This is a genomic window from Clostridium sp. TF06-15AC (genome assembly GCF_003481165.1).
Taxonomy (GTDB): domain Bacteria; phylum Bacillota; class Clostridia; order Lachnospirales; family Lachnospiraceae; genus Otoolea; species Otoolea fessa.
In genome coordinates, this window is record NZ_QUKS01000006.1 from 89968 (window position 1) to 114564 (window position 24597).

Annotated in this window: 25 protein-coding genes, 3 pseudogenes and 1 riboswitch; of the genes and pseudogenes, 13 read left to right on the forward strand and 15 right to left on the reverse strand. The window is 41.6% G+C overall.

The genetic code is table 11. The features are described 5' to 3' along the window. Positions 1-4: 4 nt before the first annotated feature. From DXC57_RS12210 to DXC57_RS12235, 6 genes and pseudogenes are all read left to right on the forward strand, one after another. Positions 5-694 carry a response regulator transcription factor gene (locus DXC57_RS12210; RefSeq protein WP_008120506.1) on the forward strand — a complete coding sequence of 230 codons (690 nt, stop codon included), beginning with the start codon at positions 5-7 and terminating at the stop codon, positions 692-694. Further along, entirely contained in the window at positions 670-1935 is a 1266-nt protein-coding gene (locus DXC57_RS12215; RefSeq protein WP_118492199.1) for a HAMP domain-containing sensor histidine kinase, read from the forward strand. Before DXC57_RS12210 ends, DXC57_RS12215 begins: the two co-directional genes overlap by 25 nt. 113 nt (positions 1936-2048) lie before the next feature. Next, entirely contained in the window at positions 2049-2723 is a 675-nt protein-coding gene (locus tag DXC57_RS12220) for an ABC transporter ATP-binding protein (protein ID WP_006426335.1), read from the forward strand. Further along, positions 2720-5164, forward strand: coding sequence for an ABC transporter permease (locus DXC57_RS12225; protein ID WP_118652851.1), 2445 nt, complete (start codon positions 2720-2722; stop codon positions 5162-5164). Before DXC57_RS12220 ends, DXC57_RS12225 begins: the two co-directional genes overlap by 4 nt. A 266-nt stretch (positions 5165-5430) precedes the next feature. After that, positions 5431-5739 (forward strand): hypothetical protein, encoded by a 309-nt coding sequence (locus DXC57_RS12230; protein WP_118652853.1) that lies wholly within the window; start codon positions 5431-5433, stop codon positions 5737-5739. Between the two features lie 22 nt (positions 5740-5761). Then, positions 5762-5918 (forward strand): annotated as a pseudogene (locus tag DXC57_RS12235) (IS4/IS5 family transposase); the annotation flags it as partial. A 78-nt stretch (positions 5919-5996) separates the two neighbouring features. On the opposite strand, the gene DXC57_RS12240 reads toward DXC57_RS12235, so the two are convergent. The 6 genes from DXC57_RS12240 to DXC57_RS15755 all read right to left on the reverse strand — a co-directional run bounded on the left by DXC57_RS12240 (position 5997) and on the right by DXC57_RS15755 (position 8505). Further along, on the reverse strand, positions 5997-6512 hold the full coding sequence (locus tag DXC57_RS12240; protein ID WP_118629405.1) for a GNAT family N-acetyltransferase: 516 nt from the start codon (positions 6510-6512) through the stop codon (positions 5997-5999). Positions 6513-6565: 53 nt separating this feature from the next. Continuing rightward, entirely contained in the window at positions 6566-7009 is a 444-nt protein-coding gene (locus DXC57_RS12245) for a GNAT family N-acetyltransferase (RefSeq protein ID WP_118467155.1), read from the reverse strand. Positions 7010-7088: 79 nt separating this feature from the next. Further along, positions 7089-7625 (reverse strand): TIGR00730 family Rossman fold protein, encoded by a 537-nt coding sequence (locus DXC57_RS12250; RefSeq protein WP_118652855.1) that lies wholly within the window; start codon positions 7623-7625, stop codon positions 7089-7091. Between the two features lie 34 nt (positions 7626-7659). Next, positions 7660-7941: a type II toxin-antitoxin system YafQ family toxin gene (locus DXC57_RS12255; RefSeq protein WP_118492284.1), complete on the reverse strand. Its 282-nt coding sequence runs from the start codon at positions 7939-7941 to the stop codon at positions 7660-7662. After that, positions 7938-8210 carry a type II toxin-antitoxin system RelB/DinJ family antitoxin gene (locus tag DXC57_RS12260; RefSeq protein WP_118492286.1) on the reverse strand — a complete coding sequence of 91 codons (273 nt, stop codon included), beginning with the start codon at positions 8208-8210 and terminating at the stop codon, positions 7938-7940. The genes DXC57_RS12255 and DXC57_RS12260 overlap by 4 nt, the downstream gene beginning before the upstream one ends. A gap of 85 nt (positions 8211-8295) precedes the next feature. Beyond that, positions 8296-8505 (reverse strand): hypothetical protein, encoded by a 210-nt coding sequence (locus DXC57_RS15755; protein ID WP_118652857.1) that lies wholly within the window; start codon positions 8503-8505, stop codon positions 8296-8298. 1 nt (position 8506) lies between these two features. Here DXC57_RS15755 and rhuM point away from each other — a divergent pair. Then, positions 8507-8716, forward strand: a pseudogene (rhuM, locus tag DXC57_RS12270) (RhuM family protein); the annotation flags it as partial. A 44-nt stretch (positions 8717-8760) separates the two neighbouring features. On the opposite strand, the gene DXC57_RS12275 reads toward rhuM, so the two are convergent. Together DXC57_RS12275 and DXC57_RS12280 are read right to left on the reverse strand one after the other, a co-directional pair. After that, positions 8761-9732 carry an alpha/beta hydrolase gene (locus DXC57_RS12275; protein WP_118652859.1) on the reverse strand — a complete coding sequence of 324 codons (972 nt, stop codon included), beginning with the start codon at positions 9730-9732 and terminating at the stop codon, positions 8761-8763. Between the two features lie 15 nt (positions 9733-9747). Then, the gene (locus tag DXC57_RS12280) at positions 9748-10458 is read right to left on the reverse strand and encodes a flavodoxin (protein WP_117795965.1); all 711 of its coding nucleotides are present in this window, start codon (positions 10456-10458) and stop codon (positions 9748-9750) included. Positions 10459-10577: 119 nt separating this feature from the next. Here DXC57_RS12280 and DXC57_RS12285 point away from each other — a divergent pair, with 119 nt between their 5' ends. Next, positions 10578-11018, forward strand: a complete 441-nt coding sequence (locus DXC57_RS12285; protein WP_118467162.1) for a MerR family transcriptional regulator — start codon at positions 10578-10580, stop codon at positions 11016-11018. Between the two features lie 373 nt (positions 11019-11391). Here DXC57_RS12285 and DXC57_RS12290 read toward each other — a convergent pair whose 3' ends face one another. Beyond that, positions 11392-13314, reverse strand: a complete 1923-nt coding sequence (locus tag DXC57_RS12290) for an ATP-binding protein (protein WP_118652861.1) — start codon at positions 13312-13314, stop codon at positions 11392-11394. A gap of 586 nt (positions 13315-13900) precedes the next feature. Between DXC57_RS12290 and DXC57_RS12295 the strand changes: the two genes are divergently transcribed. The 5 genes from DXC57_RS12295 to DXC57_RS12315 all read left to right on the forward strand — a co-directional run bounded on the left by DXC57_RS12295 (position 13901) and on the right by DXC57_RS12315 (position 21977). Then, positions 13901-14233, forward strand: a complete 333-nt coding sequence (locus tag DXC57_RS12295; RefSeq protein ID WP_182427338.1) for a helix-turn-helix transcriptional regulator — start codon at positions 13901-13903, stop codon at positions 14231-14233. Positions 14234-14367: 134 nt separating this feature from the next. Next, positions 14368-14443, forward strand: a riboswitch (cyclic di-GMP riboswitch). Between the two features lie 94 nt (positions 14444-14537). Then, on the forward strand, positions 14538-16382 hold the full coding sequence (locus DXC57_RS12300; RefSeq protein WP_118652863.1) for an ABC transporter substrate-binding protein: 1845 nt from the start codon (positions 14538-14540) through the stop codon (positions 16380-16382). A 146-nt stretch (positions 16383-16528) separates the two neighbouring features. Next, complete coding sequence (locus tag DXC57_RS12305) at positions 16529-18694, forward strand: ATP-binding protein (RefSeq protein WP_243101473.1); 2166 nt, start codon at positions 16529-16531, stop codon at positions 18692-18694. 49 nt (positions 18695-18743) lie between these two features. Then, on the forward strand, positions 18744-21572 hold the full coding sequence (locus DXC57_RS12310) for a transporter substrate-binding domain-containing protein (RefSeq protein ID WP_118652865.1): 2829 nt from the start codon (positions 18744-18746) through the stop codon (positions 21570-21572). 51 nt (positions 21573-21623) lie between these two features. Beyond that, positions 21624-21977, forward strand: coding sequence for an Hpt domain-containing protein (locus DXC57_RS12315; protein WP_107001123.1), 354 nt, complete (start codon positions 21624-21626; stop codon positions 21975-21977). 50 nt (positions 21978-22027) lie between these two features. Here DXC57_RS12315 and DXC57_RS15545 read toward each other — a convergent pair whose 3' ends face one another. The 6 genes and pseudogenes from DXC57_RS15545 to DXC57_RS12340 form a co-directional block, all read right to left on the reverse strand. Next, the gene (locus tag DXC57_RS15545; RefSeq protein WP_147354952.1) at positions 22028-22312 is read right to left on the reverse strand and encodes an ABC transporter ATP-binding protein; all 285 of its coding nucleotides are present in this window, start codon (positions 22310-22312) and stop codon (positions 22028-22030) included. 205 nt (positions 22313-22517) lie between these two features. Continuing rightward, positions 22518-22592, reverse strand: a pseudogene (locus DXC57_RS15895) (4Fe-4S binding protein); the annotation flags it as partial. Between the two features lie 12 nt (positions 22593-22604). Beyond that, complete coding sequence (locus DXC57_RS12325) at positions 22605-22817, reverse strand: ferredoxin-thioredoxin reductase catalytic domain-containing protein (RefSeq protein ID WP_347502066.1); 213 nt, start codon at positions 22815-22817, stop codon at positions 22605-22607. A gap of 120 nt (positions 22818-22937) precedes the next feature. Next, the gene (locus DXC57_RS12330) at positions 22938-23312 is read right to left on the reverse strand and encodes a desulfoferrodoxin family protein (RefSeq protein ID WP_118652867.1); all 375 of its coding nucleotides are present in this window, start codon (positions 23310-23312) and stop codon (positions 22938-22940) included. Positions 23313-23333: 21 nt separating this feature from the next. Beyond that, positions 23334-23876, reverse strand: a complete 543-nt coding sequence (gene rbr / locus DXC57_RS12335) for a rubrerythrin (RefSeq protein WP_118652869.1) — start codon at positions 23874-23876, stop codon at positions 23334-23336. A gap of 79 nt (positions 23877-23955) precedes the next feature. Next, positions 23956-24552, reverse strand: a complete 597-nt coding sequence (locus DXC57_RS12340) for a Crp/Fnr family transcriptional regulator (protein WP_243101474.1) — start codon at positions 24550-24552, stop codon at positions 23956-23958. Positions 24553-24597: the final 45 nt, after the last annotated feature.

The following is a 24597-nucleotide window of genomic DNA, read 5'->3' on the forward strand; positions in this document are numbered from 1 at the left end:
TGCTATGCCAGGTATACTCGTGGTTGAAGATGATGAAAATTTAAATCGTGGAATTACATTTTCACTGAAAAAATCCGGATATGAGGTTTTTTCAGCAGAATCAGTGAAAAAAGCGAAAAGAATTGCAAGTGATAATAATGTGGATGTTACCATTTGTGATGTGAATCTTCCGGATGGGAATGGACTGGAATTTGTAAGGTGGATGAGATGCAATTATAATACATACATTATTTGTCTTACAGCACTAGATCAGGAGATGGATCAGGTCATGGGATATGAAGCAGGGGCAGATGATTATATTACAAAGCCGTTTAGTCTTTCGGTACTTCTTTTGAAAATAGAAGCACATTTCCGCCGCAGACAGGAGAAAACGGAAGCCGGAAAGATGATTTCGGGAGATATCGTATTTATCGCAGGAGAAATGAAAGTCCTGATAAAGAGTCGTGAAATCAGTCTGACAAAAACGGAGTTGAAAATGCTGACTTTTTTTCTTCAGAATCCGAAACAGATTCTTTCAAAAACACAAATATTGGAAAATGTGTTTGATCTGGAAGGGGATTTTGTGGATGAAAATACAATCGCTGTCAATATCAGAAGACTCCGTGAGAAAATCGAAGACAATCCGGCTGCACCGGTCTATATAAAGAATATCAGAGGTCTTGGGTATATATGGAATCAGGAGGTAAGGCAGTGACAAAGAGATATCGCAAGAAGATCACAGTAGCGCTCTCCTTGGTTTTGCCTGTCATAGTATTGTTTGCAATATTAAATTGCTTTACCACATATGTGTTTTATGAAGATTATAAATATAAAATGAATCTTATGACAGAGATTGCTGCAAAGGAAGAATTTTCCGGGCTGGATGCCGTTTCGGAATTGCTTAAGGATAAGGATATTGAAACCAACGAACAGGGAAGGCGATTATTGGAGCAATATGGATACTGGGGGAATAAAGGGAATGCATTTTATTCGCAATTCCGGCATCAGGTTATGGTGACCGGTGCTGTAAGCACTGTGATATGCGTGCTTCTTTTGACTTTTTTATTTTATTGGAAGAAAAAAGAAGATGCGTGTCATCAGAAAATTTTAGACCAGTTGGAAGAAATTCTGATCAGATTCCGTGAAAATAAATTTGATGATTTACTGAAAACGGAAAATCATGCAGAAATGGAAAAATTGAATGACCAGCTTGAAGCAATCGGACATCATATTCAGTTGATAAAGGAAGAAGCAAGGGCAGAAAAGGAGAACACGAAAGAAATGGTTTCTGATATTTCTCACCAGTTAAAGACACCGGTTGCAGCTTTGGATACATGTTTTAGTGTGCTGATGCAGAATGATTTAAGTGCCACAGAACAGGAGGAGTTTCGTATCCGTTGTCGGAGTGCTCTGGATGGACTGGAGACATTATTGCAGTCGCTTCTTGAAATATCCAAGATGGAAACTGGACTGATTCAGATTAATAAGAAAAAACTTCCGCTTATGGATACTGTCATATCTGCTGTGAACCGCACTTATCCTAAAGCGGATGAGAAAGAAATTGAATTCGTTTTTGACTATGAAAAAGAGCTGGAAACATGCACGATTATGCAGGATAAAAGGTGGCTTGGTGAAGCTGTGATCAACGTTCTGGATAATGCGGTCAAGTACAGTCCGTGTGGTTCAAAAATATTTATCCGGTTACAAAAAAGAAACGATCTTGTAAGAATGGAAATTGAGGATCAGGGAATTGGTATTCCGCAGAATGAGTATCACAAAATTTTTCAACGATTTTACAGAGGAAGTTCCAAGGAGGTCATGGAAAAGAGTGGTACAGGAATCGGACTTTTTCTATCGAGAGAAATTATCGAAAAACACGCAGGTACGATTACGGTAACCTCCGGAAAAAAGAAAAAAGGAAGCACGTTTGTGATTCAATTACCACATGTTGGTTAAATTTTAAGTGAGCAGAAATCTTACAATTCTGTAAGACGTCTGCTCGTTTTTTGAAAGTGAAATGAAAGATTGCCCTGATACAATTTGGATGTAGGATGAAAAGGAGGCAACACATGAGTGTGATATTAGAAACCAAACAGCTTTGTAAGTTTTATGGCGCAGGTGAGAATCAGGTCAAAGCGGTCAATCAGGTGGACATTCAGATTGAGCAGGGAGAATTTGTCGCAATTGTTGGAAAGTCAGGTTCCGGTAAAAGTACATTACTTCATATGCTTGGAGGGCTAGACACCCCGACAAAAGGCAGTGTTACTTTAGCAGGGAAAGATTTATACAGGATGAAGGAAGATGCCCTTGCTGTTTTCCGCAGAAGAAAAATCGGATTTGTTTTTCAGGCATTTAATCTGGTTTCATCTGTTAATGTCTGGGAAAATATTGTACTGCCACTGGGGCTGGATGGAAGAAAAGTGGATGAAGCGTATGTAAATGATATTATTGCAACTCTGGGGATTGAAAACCGGATTTATAATCTGCCAAATCAGTTATCCGGAGGACAGCAGCAGAGAGTAGCAATTGCAAGAGCACTGGTGAATCGTCCGGAAATTATATTTGCAGATGAGCCGACAGGAAATCTTGATTCTAAGACCAGTGATGAGGTAATCGCTCTGCTTAAGATGACAGCAAAAAAATATGGACAGACAATTGTAATGATTACCCATGATGACGAAATTGCACAGGTCGCTGACCGTATTCTGGTGATTGAGGACGGACAGGTGGTGGATTTCAGATGAAGACAATAAGCAGGATTGCATATAGCAATGACAAAAGGAACAGGACAAGAAGTATACTGATCATGATGGCAATCTGTCTGACCACGATGCTGCTTGTTATCATCAGTACTGTGGGAAATGGGGTAATTCATTTACAGAAAAGTCAGGCGGCAAGCTCATACGGAAGCAATTATGGTCTGTTTGTTTCCGCAGACGGATCGCAGTTAAAAGAAGTAAACCGCCGTGCGGAAATAGATGCTACAGGCACTATGTGCACCGAAGGTATCATAAAAGGCAATGAAAAAGGCGGGTTTGTCTGCATGGATGAGACTGTAAAAAAAATGCTTCCCTATAATAAAGAATATGAGTTAAAGGAAGGAAAGTATCCGGAAAAAATGCAGGAAATTGCCGCAGGAAGAGCATTTTTCCGTGCAATGGGGTATGGTGATGTAAAAGTCGGGGATCCGGTGACATTGGATTACCGCGCAGGGATGCAGTCAGAATATAAGCCGGAAGAATTTGTTGTCAGTGGAATCCTATATGATCGGGATGAGTATACCATCGAGTCATCTTATGTTGCTTTCGGGTCACAGGAGTTTTATGATGAGCACGTCGCAGAGAATGACAGACAGTATAATATTTATTTTACTTTAAATGATTCTGCAAATGTATCTATGAATAATATTGATTCGGTTATAAAGCAGATTGCAGCAGCCTGTGGGATCGAAGAAAAAAACGTTATAGTCAATGATCTCTATTTGCAATGGGTCTTGCAGCCGAGTTATGAAATGATTGTGGTTTGTGGAACTCTGATCCTTGGAATCGTGCTGTTTTCCGTTGTGGTCATTTATAATATCTTCCAGGTCGGGATCGCCCAGAAGGTTCAGGAGTACGGAAAAATCAAGGCGCTGGGTGCAACCAGAAAGCAGATGAAGCAGTTGATCTTTCGTGAGGGCATTCTTCTGTCGGTTCCTTCGATACCGCTGGGGTTGCTGTTTGGCTTTCTGATTGCAAAATGCGGTTTTAACTGGCTGGTAGAACAGGGGAACCTTGTATCAACCGGAACTGGCTCTATGGGAGTTCAAAATCAGCAGGTGCCTCTGTTTTCCCTGCCTGTTATGTTTCTCTGTATTTTCGTATCATTTCTTACCGTTGCTTTGGCACTGCGTAAACCAATGAAAATTGTTTCACGGATTTCACCTATCGAAGCAACACGGTATTTAGAAAATGCAGAAACACAAAAAAAAGGAAAACGAAATGGCAGAAAAAATGTCACCGTGTTTTCTATGGCAATGGCAAATGTAACGGGTAATCCCAAAAGAACTATTGGTACTATCCTCACAATGGGTTTTTCTTGCGTATTGTTTGTGATTATCTCTAATTATGTGGGAAATATTGACACGGAGCATGAAGCATGTCTTTCCGTTAATCATGGACAATTTGAACTACAGCTTGACTATTCTGCTGAGTATGATGAAAGATATCCGGAGAATAATCTGGATACGATTCTGACGGATAATCCATTGAATGATTCGCTGATTGAAGAAATCAAAAGCATTCCGGGAGTGACAGATGTCATGACGAGAGAGATAGTCTCTGTAAATCTGAACGGAACAAGATTTCCGGCTGCTGTTGTGAGTAAAAATGATTTTGATTTTATGCGCCAGGACGGGGATATTGGCTCTATGGACTATGATCAGGCGGTAAAGAATGGTGATATTTTCTTTGGCTGGTCAACGTGGATGGAACAAGATGGATATGCTCCGGGTGAATCCATTGCATTTGACTTTGAGAATGGAAGTGAAACCTATACCTATCAGGGAAAGATTGCAGGATCTTTTGTAAGCGCGGACACTTATCTTGTCATTCCGGAAGGTGTATATCGTTCCATGAATCCGAGAGGAACAGCCTATGGCTATCTGTGGGTGGACTGTGATAAAAAAGATGTGGCATCTGTAGAACAAAGTCTGAATACTTTGATTTCTAATACTTCGCATATAAAAATGGATACCTATCATGCACAGTTACAATCTGCCGAATTCTCAGCTCGCATGATGAAGCTTGGCTGTTATCTGTTTATGGCTATTGTAGGACTCATCGGGTTTATGAATATGGCGAATACCATGATCATGAATATTACGACAAAAAAGCAGGAATATGGTATATTACAGGCTGTGGGTATGACAAATAAACAATTAAATTTATGCCTGCAGTTACAGGGACTGATTTTTACGGTTGGTACCATATGCGTAGCTTTGATCATTGGTCTGCCACTTGGCTATGCGCTCTTTGCCTATGCAAAGCATAATGGAATATTTGGAATGAATGTCTATCATGTTCCAATTACACCAATTCTTGCTATGATTTTGCTGGTCGGTCTTTTGCAGATTGTACTTTCCTGCGTTTTAAGCAGTAATCTGAAAAAGGAAACGCTGGTAGAAAGAATAAGGTATCAGGGATAGCAAGTAACCAGGCTGTCACTCGGACAATGAGTGACAGCTTGGTTTGCGAGTATACGTCAAAAGATTCTGTGCCCTTGTATTTTCCCTTATCAGAGTTCGTAAACTTATATGGGAATATATAACACAAGGGAAACAATAAGGGAAAGCTCACCTGCGACAAATCCAGTGTTTTCAAGGGTTTGCGAAGAATTTAATAACAAAATATAACAGTTATTAAATCTCTTAAAACAGGTGAAATCTCAATCGGAATTTGATGAGGTGATAATATGAGCAAAAGTAAGAAGTTGACAAATAGGATTATTGCTGTCCTATTGATTGTTTTGGGTCTTATATTGGGTGGCACATGGAATAGCACGAAGTATTGCATTGGAGATAAAATTTTTATCGCCTTAGGTATATCTCCTTGGTCAAATGGTTCAAGTGGAACACATTATCCTGCTATTATTGGTAGTTTTGTTATTTTGGCTGGAATAAGTATCTTGAACTTAACTTTGCAAAAGAAAACTCGTCTGTGGATTTGGACTGCTGTTATTCTATGCTTTATTTTGTTTAATTTGTTTTTTACCTATATGTAGTAGATGATAACTTCCAGTTTGGCTTTATAAAGAGAGAGATTTAGTAGAAAACTACTTTCTCAAATTAAAAGTGTTTCGCCGAATAGCTTGACCACAACATAGCGACACGTTATGATAAACTTGCTTCCACTTTTCTGGGTTTTGTATGCATCGTCTCAATATTAATTTGGTTAAAATGAACAACTCAAAATGTTTTTCAAAGACGCTCTAGGACAATTATATCATGGGCTTTACTAAGCCTATTACAAACTGGAATTTCATAGACGCATTTGCTTTTTAAACGCAAACATTCCCTCGTTTCCATCACCGACAAAATCGTCCGGTGTATCCGGCATAGGATGTTTTTCATTAAAAAACTCCGTAATATGAAAGCCGCAGACATTCACATAAAAATGAATGTTGCGCTTATCAAAGTACGGCGTACAGGTTTCCCATACTTTCGTGTTCGGATATATTCGTTCCAATTCAAACCATATCTTCTTACCGATACCATTGCTCTGAACTCCGTTCTTTACAAAAAGCAGGTCAAGATGGTTATGCTGTGTACTCTCATTGATAACAACAACAGCACCACCCACCATTTCTCCATCGACAACGGCTTTATAGACAACAGAACCCTCCGCATTCAGCGACTGGTCAATGTCCTTTTCAGGTAGAATAACAGCATCTGTTTTCCCGAAAGCATCTTCAAAACCTTTTTGAAATGCTTCCTGCATATCCGACTTGTATTGCGTTAATTCTTTTGGTTCTATACAAACTAATTGGAAGGTCATTTTATATCTATCTCCTCAAAAATACCGATTTTCTTAATTCTACATACTGGAAGTTATAAACATCTTTGCAAATATATCATATCTATCAACTGTACACCGCCCTCATAAATTGGGTGGTCATAATTGTCAGTAAAGAAATGGGGAATCTTGTGAGAACGAACAAACCCACATTTTTCATAAAATGGTATCGTCAATGGACTGTCACCTGTTCCAACTTGCAAAACAGAATATTCATCTGCATATTTACTGGCAAGAAAATCAATTAGTGCTTTGCCATAGCCCTTTCCCTGATTTTCCGGATCGACTGCGATATTCTTGATTTCAAGTATTCCATTACCTTCATCGGTAACAACACATTCTGCTTTTTCATCATTGTCTTCAAGCACATACATAGTACCTTTTTCAAGATAGCGCTCAACCATGCTCTCCTGTTCATCAGCTAATAACAATAATGATATAAATTGCTTTTTATTTTCGTTCACTTCTCGGATTTTCATATCCATTACTCCGTCAAATTGGAATTGATCGTGCTCTGTCTTTCGCTAATGCAACTCCATTTTACTGTGCAAACATAAGTTATGCCCGTCTCAAGATTCGCTTTATATCATCCAGATTTTCAACAAAAAAGATTCCCTCCTGTCGCTCGTTAGAAGATAATCCTTTTTCAATCATATGATTTAGAAGTGCTTTCAAATCATCGTAGTAACCGTTCAGGTTGTAGAGAATGCAGGGTGCCTCCAGATGTTTCAAAGACACCTTCGACATTACCTCTGCAATTTCCTCCAATGTTCCCGTGCCGCCCGGGAAGGCAATAAAGGCTTCTCCTAACTCAATCATTTTGTTTTTTCTCTCAGACATATCCTTAGTCACAATCAGTTTTGTCAGTCCATCATGTTGAAACTCATTTTCAATAAAAAAATTCGGCTCAACACCCGTAACATCACCGCCTGCCTTCAATACACTGTCTGCCAATGCTCCCATTAAACCACCTTTAGAACCACCGTAAACAAGTGCATTTCCACTGTTTCCAATCCATGCCCCCAATTTCTCAACTGCTTTTCGTAAGCATGGGTCATTTCCTTCATTTGCCCCAAGATAAACTGTTATATTCATTAAAAATTTCCTCCTACAACTTCCGATTTTGGGATTATTTCTTAAACAGCTCAGAATGTGAACCAAGGCGATAAAGCATCAAAAGAAGAACTTCTCCACGAATCTCATAAATAAGCAGCCGGTCTGGTTCGATGTGACATTCACGCGTGCCTTTATAGTTGCCTGTAAGATCATGATCTCTGTATTTTGCTTCCAGCATACCGCCATTCGCCAGAATATCGATTACCTCAAACAGCTTATCAAGATTTTTATTTTGCTTTTTGGCAAGCTTCAAATCCTTTTTAAATTGATTTGTAAACTGAATGTCGTATTTCATACATCGAGAGCTGCCTTAAGCGCATCCATACTGGAATAACGCGGAGTAGAAGGATCCTTCATCATTTTTCTGCCTTCCTCAATGGCAGCGGCTGTGGTAGCATTCGGTACTTCCAGTTTTAATTCAAAAGGAATACCATGCTCACGGATAGCGGTTCTCAGGAATATATTTACAGCAGTTGTCATATTCAGACCAAGCTCATTGAAGATTTCCTCCGCCTGATCCTTGATTGCCTTGTCTGTACGAATATTTAAATTAGTTGTTGCCATACAGAACACCTCCATTCAAGTATAGTATATGCAGAAATTCGGGTGATGTCAACACAATGTCATTATACAAGCTGCGAATTTTCTGTTAAAATGCATCGAAGTCCTTCTGCGTAGCAATCTGCGAATAGGCTTTGTACTCATCATTGCTGTTTTCCGCGTACATGTCGTTCACCATTCCGATTGTGAGTAAGTCAAGATCCCGGATGGAGATGCCGAGCTGTACGCAGCGAAGCAGAAACAATGGTGTGGTGGTCAGTTGCGTGAAGTTTTTTAGACTCCATATCCGTCTGGACATTCAGGTCACACGCGATACCAAACACTATAACCTTCAAATGATCATTGCCGTAGGCTTCAAGGTCAATTCCGAGCGTGCCGTACAGTTTTGTAAATGGGTAAACCAGATCGCCAAGGACTACACCATAAAAGGCTGGGTGATGGATGATGAACGGCTGAAACGAGGAACGTATCTGACAGAGAAGTATTTCGACGAGCAGTTAGAGCGTATTCCATGTTCCTTTTCTCCTTATCCTATACAATGATTTTGCTGTTCTTATTTAAGATGCATATTAAAAAAGCTGTTCAGCTTTTCAAAAGGAATGATATCTAAATTGTCATAAAGATCAACATGGCTCGCTCCCGGAATGATAAGCAGCTCTTTATTATCTCCGGTCATTTTTTCATAAGCTCCCTCACTGAAGTAACGGGAATGCGCTTTTTCTCCATGTACCAGTAGAACCGCAGACCGAATTTCAGCGGCATACTGCAAAATTGGCATATTCATAAAGGACAGCGGAGAGGTCACATTCCATCCGTTGTTGGAATTAAGAGAACGAGGATGATAACCACGCTCGGTTTTATAGTAAGCATAATAATCTTTTACAAACTGTGGGGCATTGTCCGGCAAAGGATCGATGACACCGCCTGCAAGGGCATAACTGCCATTTTTATAATCCTCAGTACGCTGGCTATTCATTGCCAGTTTTTTGACGAAACGAGCCTCGGGTGTGTTTTCATTGTCAAAATAACCGTTGGCAGTCACACGGGTCATGTCGTACATGGTCATAGTCGCAGTCGCCTTGATGCGGGTGTCGATGGCAGCAGCGTTGATTGCCATACCGCCCCAGCCGCAGATACCGATGATACCAATTCTGTCTGTGTCAACATTCTCCTGTACGGACAAAAAATCCACAGCCGCACAGAAATCTTCCGTATTGATGTCCGGAGAAGCCACATAACGAGGACTACCACCGCTTTCGCCTGTAAAGGACGGATCGAAAGCAATCGTTAGAAAACCAAGCTCTGCCATTTTCAGCGCATACAGACCGGAGGATTGCTCCTTGACCGCACCGAACGGACCGCTGACGGCAATAGCGGGAAGCTTGCCCACCACACTCTTTGGCGTGAACATATCCGCCGCCAGTGTGATGCCGTAGCGGTTATGGAAAGTCACTTTTTTGTGATCCACTTTGTCGTTTTTCGGGAACACCTTGTCCCATTCTTGTGTTAAGATTAATTTTTCCATGATGGTAATATCTCCTTAATTCTCGTCTAAAATTTCAATTTTATCAAGCCAGTCTGTAACTGCTGTTAATGCTTCATCCTGCGAATTTTGTGCCACAGAACCTCTTATTTCTAATCCATCCAAAACATCTGCACCTGTGCAGATTTCAGCAATGCTGCTGTCGGTGGAAGATAGGCCGCTTCCTTCGTGGGTACAGAACGGAATGATTGTCTTTCCCGAAAAATCATAACTCTCAAGGAATGTGTAGACTGCCATCGGCATGTCGCTCCACCAAATCGGGTAACCGAGAAAGACAACATCATAATCTTCCATGTTTTCCACGGTAGCTGACAGTTCAGGACGGGCATCTTCTTCCTGCTCCTGCTTTTCGGTTTCTGTACAAGCTTCGTATTCATCGGGATATGGCACAACGGTGCTGATTTCGAATAGGTCAGCATCGACCTGTTCTGCAATCATATCTGCTATTATGTGAGTGTTTCCTTTTTCAATATGCCCGACACCATAATTTTCACCAGTGCGGGAAAAGTATGCTACTAGAACTTTCATAGTTTCTGTATCTCCATTCTCATCTTGTTGTGTGCTGCTACTTTCTTCTTCTGCGGCATTACTTTCTTCTGAAACGGTATACCCGGTAGTTTCTGTTGTTTCGGCATTCTGACTGCTATTGCAGGCAGATAACGCAAAACACATGAAAAGTATGAGTAACAACGATATAACTTTTTTCATAATCCATGTTAGCCATTGCAATCTTTCTGTATAACTGATATACTAATGATAAAACCTAAACCTAACTTTAGGTCAATGGGTTTGTAAAATAAATTTGTTAACTTTTTGTGGAGGCATACATGTATACGATTGGACAGGTTTCGGAAATGTTTGGACTTCCGATTTCAACTTTGCGCTATTATGACAAGCAGGGGCTTTTTCCGGGAATGGAAAGAATTTCCGGCATCCGTAAATTCAGTGAGAAAGAGATTGAAACATTACGTGTAATTGAGTGCCTGAAACGCTCCGGTCTGGAAATCAAGGATATTAAACAGTTTATGGACTGGTGTGTGGAGGGAGCAGCTACTTATCCTCAACGAAAAGAACTGTTTGAGAAGCAAAAGAAAACAGTGGAAGCTGAAATTGAACATTTAAGTCGTGTGTTGGATATGATTAAATTCAAGCGCTGGTATTATGAACAAGCCATGCAGGATGGCAACGAAGATCGGGTACATAGTATGATACCGGATAAGTTGCCGGAGGATATTCAAAAGATGTACGATCACGCACATAAAGAATAAAGAAATGCTGCATATTTGCCCTTTAGAGACAAATATACGGCATTATTAGTATTCAAATGGAATGAAGTTTTAGTTTGTGGATATAGAAAATGCCCTCCCGGCCATCATGGTCGAGAGGGTTTCGTGCATTTACGGGATTACTCTCCAATATCAATTTTCAGTCCGGACTTAAGCTCCACAGTGAAGTGGTCCTCCCAGACAATGATCCGCTCAAGCCAGCGCTTTACCAGGGCTTCGTCGAAAGCTTCCAGGTGTGCGGGCTGCTGCTTTATGAAATAGCGCACCACCTCTCTGCAAAATGGGTATAGAAAAAGCACCGTCCAAATAAACCTTGAACGATGCTCTGATAGTTAGCGGATTGTTGCTCAATCTTCTATCTCTTTATATTTTGTTTTATTGCAGTGGTCACTGCATCTATATTGAATGGCTTTGAAATGTGTCCGTTCATTCCAGAATCCAAGGATGCCTGTACATCTTCCTTGAAAGCATTTGCAGATTGTGCGATGATTGGAATTTTCGCAGCGTCTGGGCGCTCCTTGCTCATTGCACGAATTGCCCTTGCCGCCTGATGCCCATTCATTTTAGGCATCAGGACATCCATTAGAATCACATCATATGTGTCTGCTGGATTGTTGGCAAAACAAGCAACTGCGTCCTGTCCGTCTACTGCACGAGTTACATGCATACCTGCTTCTTCGAGCAGCGTGATTGCCAATTCCGCATTCAGCTCATTATCTTCTGCGAGAAGAACCTTTACTCCATTAAGGCTGACATCCTGTATCAGATTCAGCTCAGGTATCTGTTTTGGGTCTGCAAGTTCCATAGGAATTTCTACTGTAAAAGACGAACCACACCCTTTCTTGCTGTGAACCGTAATTGTACCGCCCATCAGTTCTACATATTGCTTGGAAATTGCCATTCCAAGCCCCGTTCCGGCATAATGTGTTCGTGCGCCGTTATCCTCCTGTGAAAAGGGTTCAAACAGCCTTTTCTGAAATTCTTCACTCATACCAATGCCATTGTCTTTTACCGCATAACTGCTTACAATATGCCGTTCGTCTATGCCCGGTTTGATACTAATTTCAAAAGTAATCGTTCCGCCATCTTTTATAAACTTGACCGAATTGCTCAGAAGATTCGTCAATATCTCACGAATTTTTGTTGCATCCGTCAGAACATAAAGTTCTTTGGGGATGTTGCGATGTATCTCAAATGTTAAATCACGATTCAGTAGGAGTCCATCCACGATAGCAATCACATTATCTATTAGGACAGGCAAATTCTCCGGCTCAGGTGAGAAGCTTACCTTTCCGTTCTCGATACGGCTAAGATCCAGTACATTATTCAATAAAAACAGCAGATGCTCTGAACTTATTTTTACCTTTTGCAGACTATCGTGAATTTCAGATACATTTGTCTGGTTCAGTGCAATGTCCGTAAATCCGATAATAGCATTCATAGGTGATCGAATATCATGTGACATGTTAAGTAAGAAGGATGATTTTGCTCTGTTTGCGGTCTCTGCTTTTTCCGCAGCCTCGCGCAACAAAATCGTCTGTTCAATTTCATCTTCTCTTTTTCTTTTGTAGCCGATAAAGCAGACAGCACAAAGCAAAAACAGCACACATCCTGCCATAGCTCCAACATAAACGGATGCTCTTCTTGTTCGCTCTACAAGCCCATTCACAGACTGCATATCCATTTCAATGCATAAAGCACCAACTATTTCATCCGAATCGCCTGTTATAGGATAACAGGCTGTGAAAATAGGACCCCATGTCGTATCAACAATGTTCTGCGAATACACCGTTTCTCCTGAAAGAGCCTTGTTAATATACGGAATCATTTCATCCTCAATATAGTCTCCCGGATGTCTGACATCTCCTGCGTTGGGATCCAGACCGTCCACCACATAGATCAGCCTGTTTTCTTCATTTCGGGTGGCGGTGTATAAATATCTGGTTGAATTCAGCGTTCGAATTTCATTTAGAAACGAGGAAACCTTGTGATACATTTCTGTATTTTCATCAGATTGATGGCGGAGCGTGGCAAATTCTTCTCTTCCGATTTTTTTATTTGCCAATTTATGGATTGCATCTGCATTTTCCATATCACGTTTGAGTTCCGTTTCAAGGGCGATATCTGTATACGATTTTTGCAGAATATATGTATATGCTGATGCCAATAATGTGATTGAAAGCGTCAAAATTGCAAATAAACCTATGGAAAACTTAGTAAATCGCTGCTTTAACTCCTGAATGTCTTTGACTGACTTCTTGTCTGCTTGTGTTTTCATTCAATTTGACTCCACTTTTTATTTCATAGAAATATGTGGAAGGGGCTGATGTAAATACCGCATCTGCAGAGCGTGCATTTTTCCATCAGCTGATTCGCTTTTCAGATTTATCCTTTAATTGTTTCCTTATCCGTTCGGATGTTCAGATTTGTTGCTGACATACGCACAACCTCCACATGGTTTACAGTATACTCACATAGTCGTGTCACGTCAATATAGTGTCATTATATGAGCTGTGAACTTTCTGTTAAAAGGCATCCATGTCAGATTGTGTAGCCATCTGCGAATAGCCTTTATATTCATCAGAAGGGTGATCCCTCTGGGATGGGGATTTATCCGCGGATATGCGGCTCCGCGGTATGAGAAGGCTTATTTTTTTTGTTTGGGGTTTCAAACTTTTATGTGACAAACATAACTGTCTGTGTTATTATAAAAACGATATAAGCGAAAATGACTTTTTCGGAAACGAAAGTATCTTTATATTTTTTTATCCGTATACTTCCCATGATGGGGATAAATACTTGCAAAGTTGATTACTAATATTTTTTCATTATTACAGGTACAATAAGAACATGTAATAGCGGAAATGAGGTATAGTTACTTGCAGATAGAGAAGTATATTGCGGATAAAATAACATCTTTATGTGAAAAGCGTGATATCAGTAAATACAGATTATCGCAGCTGTCGGGAATTTCCCAGTCGTCACTGGGAAGGATCATGGCGCAGGAAAACCTGCCGTCGCTGATCACACTTGAAAAAATATGTGCAGCTTTGGGCGTGACATTATCGCAGTTTTTTCAGGAAGGTAATTCAGAGAATCTGACAGAAAAACAGAAAGAAGTTCTAGGGATATGGAACAATCTGAATGCAAATGAGCAGGAAACAGTAATGTCAATGCTTCGTGGACTTCGGAAGTAGAAGAACAGTTCGAGTATATATATCGGCTGTTTTTTTTTTGTTTTCAGGTGTTAAAACGGTAATGTTTTTCTTGTGTACAGTAGAGCGCTATAGTATAATAAAACCAGTTTTTTGCATAAGTTTAAAAGCTATAATAAGGAAATCGGCAAACCAGATGAAAGTCTGGGACGCAAAGCTACAGGGCCTGTAAAATGGCAGCCAGTTGCATAAAATGAGGTGCACTGTCTGTCTGACAGTGCTTTTTTGTGGTGTTATTTCATAGGCGTAACTATAATGACTTTATCAGGAAAGAAAGAGGTAAAGTATGAAAAAGGCAAAACATTGTCTGATAGCAGTGGTGTCAGGTGTACTTGTAGCAACTGCTGTCTTGTCTGGATGTGGACAGTCAAAGAAAGAAGTATCTAAAAATGATGATCATCTTACCGTTTATCTGTGGGAAAATCGTTTGATGAAAAATATTGCACCCTATATCCATGAACAGTTTCCTGATCAGGATATTGAATTTATTATTGGGAACAATGATACCGATTTATACAGTTATTTTAAAGAACATGATGAATTACCGGATATCATAACAGTACGTCGATTTTCCAGAACAGATGCACAGGACTTACAGCCTTATCTTATGGATTTTGCTTCTTATGATGTTGTTTCTAAGTATTATTCCTATGCGGTGCAATATTATAAGAATGCGGAGGATGAAATCCAGTGGCTGCCAATCTGTGGTATTCCTCAGACGATCATTGCCAACAAAACACTGTTTGATCAGTATGGCGTAAAGATTCCAGAAAATTATGAGGAATATGTACAGGCCTGTCAGCAGTTTTATGATAATGGCATAAAACCGTATTCCATGGATCTTGGGGAAGACTGGTCTAATAATGAAATCATCCAGGCGGCGGCAATCGGTGAGTTTACAAGCCTGGATGGTATTGAATGGCGAAACGGTGCAGAGACTGCAGCGGATGAAGTGAAGTTTGATGATATATTATGGAAACGTATTTTTTCAGAAACCAGTCAGTTTCTTAAGGACTCGCATTTTGGCAAAGAAGATATCAATATTGACATCAATACAGGAACCCAGATGTTTGTCGAGGGAAAATCAGCAATGTTTCATGGACATCCGACGGTTATGCAGCAGCTGCAGAAACAGATGGATGCGGAGCTGCTCCGTATTCCTTACTTTTCACAGACATCGGATGAATCCTATGTGTACATGACTCCGTCATTAAACATTGCATTTAACAAAAACCTGGAAAAAGACCGGGAGAAACTGGATACTGCACTGGATGTGCTGGATTGTATGATTTCAGAAGAGGGGCAAAAGCTGATTGCGGATGGAAGCGGTGTTATTTCATTGAATACAGACGTTCCAACCATGATGCAGGATGTACCTGGACTGGAAGAGGAAATTAAAAATAATGCTGTTTATATCCGATATTCCGCTCAAAAATCATTTGATGCAAGTCTTGAGGCTGTTCACGGATTACTGTCAGGGGAAATGGATGAAACGCAGGCTTATGATACTTTGCGCAGTGTAATGAATCGTAAAGCTCCAGAAGAAAAAGCAACGGTGAATTTTGAAAATGAATATTCCATTTCACTGAACGATAGAAATGGCCGTGATGCAGCATCTTCCATTTTAACTACGATCAGAGAAGAAAATGATGCACAGTTGGCTCTGGCACCATATTATTATTTCACTTCTTCTATATATAAAGGAGAATGCACCAATAGCCGGGTTGGCATGATGACAACAAAGAGTTCAGATACAGCATTATATTTTACAAAAATTAGTGGTAAACAGGTTTGTGAACTCGTGGAAAATTATTTCACCGATGCGGATGAGAATTTTTATGTAACCAATAAATACGAATTACCAATTGCATCCGGTATGAAAATGATCGTCAATCAAGAGGAAAGTGGATTTTCATTAAAGGATTTGACAGTTAATGATAAGAAAATAGACAAAGAAAAGGAATACTCGATTCTTCTTACAGACACCACAATGTCTGTTTTGAAAAAAATAAATCCGAAATGTGAGATTGATCAGCTTAAAGATACAACATTATCAAGTGCATGGATCGAAGCAATGTCAAAAGGACAGCAGCCGTCAGCACCGGAAGATTATATAGAGGTTGAACAGTAAAAGTGGAGATAGAACAAACGGTAAATAAAAGAAAAAAAATAACAAGGCTGTTGCTTATACTACTTATTATTCTTTTAAGCGTAGTTTGTATAAAGTATCTTATAAGTAAGTCTAGCAAGTATATCAGTGAAAATGGAAAAAGCAGTATGGGAGCTGTTGTTGAACAGATGCAGCAGACCTATGATCTTCAAGTGAGTGGGTACTACAGCCAGCTGCAGTTGGTTGAGGAATTTTTACTTCATGAGAGGGAGCTGTCTCTTGAAACGGATGTGAACAAAAGTTTCTTTGAAGCATGGGAAAAAGAATTGAAAAGTACACTTATATTCCTTCAGGAAAATGGTCAGGCAATATCAGCAGGTGGAACAAAAATGCGGATTGATATGCCAAGTAAACTTCTGCTGGATTTAAAGAACGGATACAATATTGGAAAACTGGTGCGTCTTGATTATGCTCAGAAGAAAAAAGACGGTTATCTGGTTGCGATTCCATGTCAGGAATATACCATCAATGGGGAAACTTATACGGCAATTGGAGCTGTGTTTGATCATTTGAAACTGGATTCCATGTTAAAACTGAAAGGTTATGACGGGAAAGCATATTTGTTCATGCTGGATAATGACGGAAATATTACATATACGAACCAGAGTGGTGATAAATACCTGCGTAATTATTCTCTGTTAAAACATTTAAAAGGAGAACAGGCTATTACAGAAGAAGAGGCTGATTTGTTCAAAAAGAAGTTTGATAACAGAGAATCCGGAGTTGCACTTTTGGGAAAACAGAACCCCTATTATCTGGGGTATTGCCCGATAGAAAGCAACAACACCATTTTGGTATGTATTGTGGAAAGGGGAGTTGTTGACAATGTGCTGAGGGATTACCAGAAAACGGTGTTGTTTACAACAATACTCATGGCAGGTTATATATTTTTACTTTTTGCCGGATTATTCTACAGTATTTCCAGACTTAGTCTTGCAGATCAAAAAGCAGAATATGAAAAAAGAAATAATGAACTTCATTTACAAACAATGAAGGAAATGGAAGTAGTCAATCAAAAACTGAAAAAGGCAAAGAACGTTGCAACAGAGGCTTTGCAGACAGCTGAAAATGCAAATAAGGCGAAAACGGATTTCCTGTCTAATATGTCACATGATATTCGTACACCTATGAATGCAATCATTGGTATCACATCTTTGATCAGACATGATGCAGGTAATAAAGCAAAAGTTATAGAGTATGCAGAAAAAATAGACATTTCATCACAGCACCTGTTAGGAATTATCAATGATGTTCTGGATATGAGCAAGATTGAGGCAGGAAAAACAGTCTTCAAGTATTCTGACTTTTCTATTCTGGATCTTGTACAGGAACTTGACACTATATTTCATACTCAAATATATGAAAAGCAGCAGACCCTTACAATCATAAAAGAAAATATTCAGCATGAGTGGGTGAATGCGGATCAGGTTCACCTGATGCAGATTTTCAGCAACCTGCTTTCCAATGCAGTGAAGTATACCCAGGAAGGTGGGGAAATTCAGTTCTTTGTAGAAGAATGTGAGACAAAGTCATCTGTCTATGCAAAGTACCGTTTCTTAGTTAGCGATAATGGTATGGGAATGTCGGCAGATTTCAAGGATACAATTTTTGATGCGTTTACCCGTGCGGAAAGTTCCCTTACAAATAAAATACAGGGAACCGGACTTGGAATGGCGATTACTAAGAATCTGGTTGAGGCAATGGGAGGTACCATTGATGTGGAGAGTGAATTGGGACAGGGAAGCTGTTTTGAGGTTCTCTTGGATCTGAAAATTGCAGAGGATAGAACGGTTGCTCTGGCGGCACAAGAAGAAACAGATGAGCAGGATGGAAATATTCTGCAGGGAATGAAATTCCTGTGTGCAGAGGATAATGAGTTGAACGCGGAGATCCTGATAGAACTGTTAAAAATTGAAGGTGCGGAATGTACCATTTGTGAAAATGGCGAAGAGATTTTGGAAGCATTTGAACAGTCTGCTCCAGGTGATTATGACATGATTCTGATGGATGTGCAGATGCCTGTTATGAATGGTTATGATGCAACGAAGGCAATCCGCAGAAGCTCCCATGAAGCGGCAAAGAAGATCCCAATCATTGCAATGTCTGCCAATGCATTCTCGGAGGACATTCAGAATTCTTTGGCAGCCGGTATGAATGCACATATTTCAAAACCGGTTGAGATGAAGGTGCTGGAAAAGACGATCAGAAGCATAAAATCTGGTGGGGGGGGGGTACCGAACCGCAGGTCACTGAACAGTGACAAATGGATTTGATGCGACAGTGCAATTTTATTAAACCAGGAGGTTGACCAGGAGATTTAATATGATTTCGAGAGCTAAGAAATATGTGGCAGTGTTACTGACTTTTGTATGCGTGTGTATGATATTTTCTCCCCAGACTGCATATGCAGCCGAGGACAGTTCGCAGCATGAAACTGTCAAAGTTGGTTTCTTTGCCATGGATGGTTATCATGTGATGGATGAAGAAGGCAACCGCAGTGGGTATGGCTATGATTTTCTTCGGCTGATGGCCCGTTATTGGGATGTAGATTACGAATATGTCGGATATGATAAGAGCTGGGATGATATGCAGCAGATGCTTGAAGATGGCGAGATTGATATGGTAACATCTCCCCGCAAAACACCGGAAAGAGAAGAAAAGTTTGATTTTTCACGTCCGATCGGAACCAATAATGGGATTCTGACCGTCTGCAGTGACAACAGCACGATTGTGGATGGCAATTACAGTACTTACAACGGTATGCGTGTGGCACTTTTGAACGGAAGCACACGAGATAAAGAGTTTGCGGATTTTGCAGGCAATAAAGGATTTACATATGATTCATTTTATTTTGATACGACAGCAGAGATGGAGGAAGCTCTTCAGAGTGGAAATGTTGATGCTATTGCTGCCACTTCTATGAGAAAAACAAACAATGAGCGTATCGTGGATAAATTTGACAGCAGCGATTTCTATGTCATGGTTAAAAAAGGTAATACAGAATTGCTGAATGAGATCAATTATGCAATCGACCAGATGAATGCAGTTGAGGGTGACTGGAAAACGACACTTTATAATAAAAATTATGAAAGCATCGAAATTAAGAATCTGGAATATACGGAGAAAGAAAAAAGTATTATTTCACAGTATTCCAAGGACAACCCGCTTCATGTTCTGTGTGATCCGACCCGTTATCCATATTCTTATAATGAAAATGGTGAGATGAAGGGTATTATCCCGGATTACTTCCGGAAAATTGCAGACTATGCCGGGATTTCCTATGAGTTTCTTACACCTGCCACCAGAGATGAGTATATTGCTTATCAGAAAAATAAGGAAACTACAGATATGAGCATCGATGCGCGCCTGGAAACAGATAACTATGCTGAGACGAAAAAATGGGGGATTACTGCACCTTTCATTACGATGCAGCTGGCAAGGGTGACACGGCGTGACTTTGATGGAAAAATTAATGTTGTTACTACTGTTGACCAGACAGCATCAAATTCAATTGAAGATGCAATGGCACCCGGTGCAGAAAAACTGATGTGCAGTACCCGACAGGAAATGATGGAAGCTGTCCGTGAGGGTAAAGCAGATGCTGCCTTCGTCTATTATTACATGGCACAGGCGTTTGTGAACAGTGACACTACGGGCACCATGACATATACTCTGCTGGAACAGCCTACATTCACCTACCGCATGGTAATTTCATCAACTGAGAACCATGCGCTGGCTGGTATTCTGACGAAAGCAATGTATGCCATGCCCCAAAATCTTGTTGAAGATCTTGCAGCACAGTATACCACATACAAAGCAACAGAGCTGACATTTGTTGACTGGATCCGTCTGCATCCTGTTGTTACTGTTTTGGCTCTTCTTATTTTTGGAGGGCTACTGACTACTATGGCTGTGATAATGGTGCGTCTCAGTGCAAGAAAAAAAGCTCAGAAGACGGCTCAGGAGAAAGCTGAGGAAATGGCGGAATTGGCAGAGCATGCACAGGCTGCAACCAAGGCAAAAACAGCATTTCTGTCACATATGTCCCATGATATGAGGACACCGATGAATGCAATCATAGGATTTACCGGTATTGCAATGAAAAACAATCCGTCAGACGAGGTGAAAAATTGTCTGGAAAAGATTGACGAAAGCTCAGAGCATTTACTGTCGCTGCTCAATGATGTATTAGATCTGACCCGCATCGAAAGTGGAAAAGTGAAATACAATCCGGTACCGGCGGATGTGAAAAACATTACAGATTCTGCATTGGATATTACAAAAGGCTTTCTTACGAACAGGGATATCAACTTTAAGATTCAGCGTGAAGAAGCAAAGATTCCAAATGTACTTGCGGATCCTGCACGCCTGCGTGATGTGCTGGTCAATATTCTGAGCAATGCCGTAAAATACACTCCGGATGGAGGGACGATTACATTTGAAGCCCGGTGTCTGGAAAAGGGCGGGGATGGATATATAAATATGCGTTACCGCATTTCGGATACTGGTATTGGCATGAGTGAGGAATTTACAAAAGAAGTTTTTGAGGAATTTGCGCAGGAAGATTCCGATGTGAGAACGCAGTACCATGGAGTTGGACTGGGGATGGCTATCGTAAAGAAGTATGTAGATATGATGGGTGGAACCATTTCCGTGCAGAGTAAAAAGCATGAGGGAACCACATTTACTGTGGATATTCCTTTGGAAATTACAGATAAGGAATGTAATAAGTCAGACACAGGTATTTCTGAAAAGGTGAATCTTACAGGTGTGAATGTCCTTCTTGCAGAGGATAATGAACTGAATGCAGAGATTGCTGCCGTGCAGTTGGAAGAGTTCGGGATGAATGTAGAAAGAGTTGTGGATGGAAAGAATGCTGTTGAGATTTTCAGAAATCATCCGGAAGGCACATTTGATGTAATCCTGATGGATATCATGATGCCTGAAATGAATGGTTATGAAGCAGCAAAAGCAATCAGGGCAATGAATGACAGACCGGATGGAAAAAACATTCCTATTATAGCAATGACAGCTAATTCATTTGCAGAAGATGTTCAGGCATCACTGGATGCAGGAATGAACGCACATTTGTCAAAGCCGATTGTGATTGATGAAGTTATAAAAACGATTTTAAGGTATGTATATAATTGATTAGCAGAGGTTCATGAATTAGTGGAATACAATTGACAGGAGGACTAAAATATGACAATGCAAGAGTGTTACGAAGCTATTGGAGGAAACTATGAAGCTGTCTTGGGACGCCTTCACAGCGAAGCACTGATTCGGAGATTTGCATTAAAGTTCCTTGAAGATCAGAGTTATATACAGTTAAAACAGGCATTGGAAAATAAAAATTATGAAGATGCTTTTCGCGGTGCACACACACTGAAAGGGGTGTGTCAGAATCTTTCTTTTGACCGTCTGTATGAGGTTAGTCATGAGTTGACAGAACTTTTGAGAGATAGAACCGGAGAGCAGCCGGGGATACCGGAAGCAATGGAAAAAGTAACAGAAGTATATGAGATGACAATTGAAGAAATAAAGAAGGGGCTGTAGTATTAAGTGATGCGACATGACTTTCTGCCTTGAATCAAGTGCTTGGAACATCATAAAAATGAGTGGATAAAGGAAACAAAATGTCGATTCACCAATAATTGGCCAAAGCGAATGTGGGAAAACTCCACCGCTCCCAGCGCATGGCCGATTCGCTTCGGTGCTTCCGGCTCTGCTTCCATCTCCGGCTCATCCAGCAGCTCATATACCCGCTCCATGGAGGCCAGCGCCGATTGCAGAGGGTTTGTCATATAGGAAAGCTCTGTGATCGGTTCGCTGGACATGTTCATGTACTGGAAAAAGGCCTGGAACGTGCCGGGGGTCAGGCTGCCTTTCATAAGCATCCCACCGCCGAGGATCGCAATCCATGTGTCTGCCCTCCACGGCAATGTTGATCATGTCGGCGGTGATGGTAGAGATCAGCAAAGCGCCTGCCGCATTCGCCAGCGTGACAAGTAGGACGAATACACACTTGCCGCAGCCTACGCATCGTTCCGCCTCTACGGCGGCGTAGCAGCCGCGGCGCACCCTGACAGCTCTCAGTGGACAGGTATTTTCACACACACCGCAGGCGATGCACCGCGTCTTATCTACGGCAGTCAGTTTCTTTGACAGCATAGCGTTCCTCCCTTAATCCTGCAAGGATTTGTAATAGAGCATACAGTGGCAAAATCCCTCGAAGCCGGGATCTGCAATTTGCTCCTTAAACTCCTGGCACATACACTTGGTTGCCTCTGTGCGCTCCCTGCGGCAGGGACAGTATCCGCCGGTGCGCTTGAGTCCTTCTTTGATGGTATTGACAATCTCCGGATCGGGATTGAGCTTGATTTTCATGTTCACCACCTCTTTCTTGTTTCATGATTGTGGCTTTATCATACCGCAGGGCAAAGCATTTTTCTGTGACGAAGTCACATTGATAAAAAAATCCGGTGCTCAAAAAGCACCGGGTTTTTGAAAGATGAATCACGCTTTCCACAGACTATGGAGGTTACAATAGGCGTAGACCGCTTCGACTTCATCGCCCTCGCAGAGGGCGAAGCAGATCTCCGGCTTTTCGCCGGGATGCAGCTCCTTGCGCTGATTGCCCTGCTTGGTCTGGAGAGATACCCACTCGATATAGTGCTCTGGCAGCATGGGATGCTCCACGGAGCCGACCTTGACATGGACGACGCCGTTTTCCACCGTCCAGACAGGAACATGCTTCTCCACGGCGGCGTCGGTGGTGCCGGGAATGATCTCGGTCATCGGCTCGCCGCAGCAGATGACGGGAACGCCCGTGTCCTTGACCTTGGCAATGATGTTACCGCAATGCTTGCAAATGTAAAACTTCTGCTCCATGATGATTCTCCCTTTCTTTCTTTAATAATTTTCCGCGTGGATCTCAAAATAGCTCTGGGGATGATTGCAGGCAGGGCAGACTTCCGGCGCTTTCTCACCGATCACAATGTGGCCGCAGTTGCGGCACTCCCATACCGTGACCTCACTCTTTGCAAAGACCTCCGCCATCTCCACATTGTGCAGCAGGGCACGGTAGCGCTCCTCATGGTGCTTTTCAATAGCGGCAACCAGACGGAAGCGCTGCGCCAGCTCATGAAAGCCTTCCTCATCGGCAGTTTTGGCAAAGCCGTCATACATATCCGTCCACTCGTAGTTCTCACCCTCAGCGGCGGAGAGAAGGTTTTCGGCGGTGTCGCCAATGCCGTTCAGTTCTTTGAACCACAGCTTGGCGTGTTCCTTCTCATTATCAGCGGTTTTGAGGAACAGCGCCGCGATCTGCTCGAAGCCTTCCTTCTTGGCCTTGGATGCAAAATAGGTGTACTTGTTGCGTGCCTCGGACTCACCGGCAAAGGCAGCCATCAGGTTTTTTTCGGTTTGAGTTCCTGCGTATTTCGTTTCTTTCATGGTGAATACTCCTTCCTGTTTTTCTGCTTTTATTGTAGCAAATCTATGACTTTCTGCTGTGACGAAGTCACATTTCTTCTTATTTTAGACGATTTAGTCTGTCCTTATCCCGCAGCATGATTGCACCACGCTTCAGCTCCACCAGTCCGTCCTCCGAGAAGCTTTTGAGCATCCGTGCCACTGCTTCCCGCGCCGAGCTGATGTGCTGAGCGATCTGCTCATGGGTCATGCGTATCGTGTCGGAGCCGGTACGCTCCGCTTCGGCAAGGAGAAATTCTGCCAGCCGCCGATCCAATCCCTTGAACATAATCTGCTGCATCGCCCACATCACATCAGAAAACCGTTTCGTTGCCAGTTCATAGAGAAAACAGCGGACATAGAGATTTTTCTCCTTGAGCGCAGCAATGACATTTGCAGGGATAATCAGAACGTCCGTACCCATTCCGGCAGTCATTTGCGTATCAAAGGTGATCTGACTGATCACGCAGGAGGCGGAAAGCACGCATAGTTCGCCCGGATACAGGCGGAACAGCGTTACCTCCCGCCCCTCATCAGAGAGAAGATAGGTGCGGATCTCGCCGGAAAGAATAAACAGCATTCCGAGACATTCATTGTCGCTGCTGTGAACGAACGCACCCTTTTCATAATGACGGACAAAGGTACTTCGACGTAGCATGTCCATTTCGTGTTCGGTCAAGGATGACCAGAACGGAAGTTGTGT

Coding starts and splice junctions, on each gene's coding strand:
- DXC57_RS12255 (WP_118492284.1), bottom strand. CDS start 7,941: ATGAAATACGACATTCAGTTTACAAATCAATTTAAAAAGGATTTGAAG.
- DXC57_RS12220 (WP_006426335.1), top strand. CDS start 2,049: ATGAGTGTGATATTAGAAACCAAACAGCTTTGTAAGTTTTATGGCGCA.
- DXC57_RS12295 (WP_182427338.1), top strand. CDS start 13,901: ATGAGGTATAGTTACTTGCAGATAGAGAAGTATATTGCGGATAAAATA.
- DXC57_RS12290 (WP_118652861.1), bottom strand. CDS start 13,314: ATGAAAACACAAGCAGACAAGAAGTCAGTCAAAGACATTCAGGAGTTA.
- DXC57_RS12210 (WP_008120506.1), top strand. CDS start 5: ATGCCAGGTATACTCGTGGTTGAAGATGATGAAAATTTAAATCGTGGA.
- DXC57_RS12310 (WP_118652865.1), top strand. CDS start 18,744: ATGATTTCGAGAGCTAAGAAATATGTGGCAGTGTTACTGACTTTTGTA.
- DXC57_RS12215 (WP_118492199.1), top strand. CDS start 670: ATGGAATCAGGAGGTAAGGCAGTGACAAAGAGATATCGCAAGAAGATC.
- DXC57_RS12315 (WP_107001123.1), top strand. CDS start 21,624: ATGACAATGCAAGAGTGTTACGAAGCTATTGGAGGAAACTATGAAGCT.
- DXC57_RS12305 (WP_243101473.1), top strand. CDS start 16,529: ATGGGAGCTGTTGTTGAACAGATGCAGCAGACCTATGATCTTCAAGTG.
- DXC57_RS12300 (WP_118652863.1), top strand. CDS start 14,538: ATGAAAAAGGCAAAACATTGTCTGATAGCAGTGGTGTCAGGTGTACTT.
- DXC57_RS15545 (WP_147354952.1), bottom strand. CDS start 22,312: ATGAAAGGCAGCCTGACCCCCGGCACGTTCCAGGCCTTTTTCCAGTAC.
- rbr (WP_118652869.1), bottom strand. CDS start 23,876: ATGAAAGAAACGAAATACGCAGGAACTCAAACCGAAAAAAACCTGATG.
- DXC57_RS12330 (WP_118652867.1), bottom strand. CDS start 23,312: ATGGAGCAGAAGTTTTACATTTGCAAGCATTGCGGTAACATCATTGCC.
- DXC57_RS12240 (WP_118629405.1), bottom strand. CDS start 6,512: ATGACCTTCCAATTAGTTTGTATAGAACCAAAAGAATTAACGCAATAC.
- DXC57_RS12260 (WP_118492286.1), bottom strand. CDS start 8,210: ATGGCAACAACTAATTTAAATATTCGTACAGACAAGGCAATCAAGGAT.
- DXC57_RS12245 (WP_118467155.1), bottom strand. CDS start 7,009: ATGAAAATCCGAGAAGTGAACGAAAATAAAAAGCAATTTATATCATTA.
- DXC57_RS12280 (WP_117795965.1), bottom strand. CDS start 10,458: ATGAAAAAAGTTATATCGTTGTTACTCATACTTTTCATGTGTTTTGCG.
- DXC57_RS12250 (WP_118652855.1), bottom strand. CDS start 7,625: ATGAATATAACAGTTTATCTTGGGGCAAATGAAGGAAATGACCCATGC.
- DXC57_RS15755 (WP_118652857.1), bottom strand. CDS start 8,505: ATGTCCAGACGGATATGGAGTCTAAAAAACTTCACGCAACTGACCACC.
- DXC57_RS12275 (WP_118652859.1), bottom strand. CDS start 9,732: ATGGAAAAATTAATCTTAACACAAGAATGGGACAAGGTGTTCCCGAAA.
- DXC57_RS12225 (WP_118652851.1), top strand. CDS start 2,720: ATGAAGACAATAAGCAGGATTGCATATAGCAATGACAAAAGGAACAGG.
- DXC57_RS12230 (WP_118652853.1), top strand. CDS start 5,431: ATGAGCAAAAGTAAGAAGTTGACAAATAGGATTATTGCTGTCCTATTG.
- DXC57_RS12285 (WP_118467162.1), top strand. CDS start 10,578: ATGTATACGATTGGACAGGTTTCGGAAATGTTTGGACTTCCGATTTCA.
- DXC57_RS12340 (WP_243101474.1), bottom strand. CDS start 24,552: ATGCTACGTCGAAGTACCTTTGTCCGTCATTATGAAAAGGGTGCGTTC.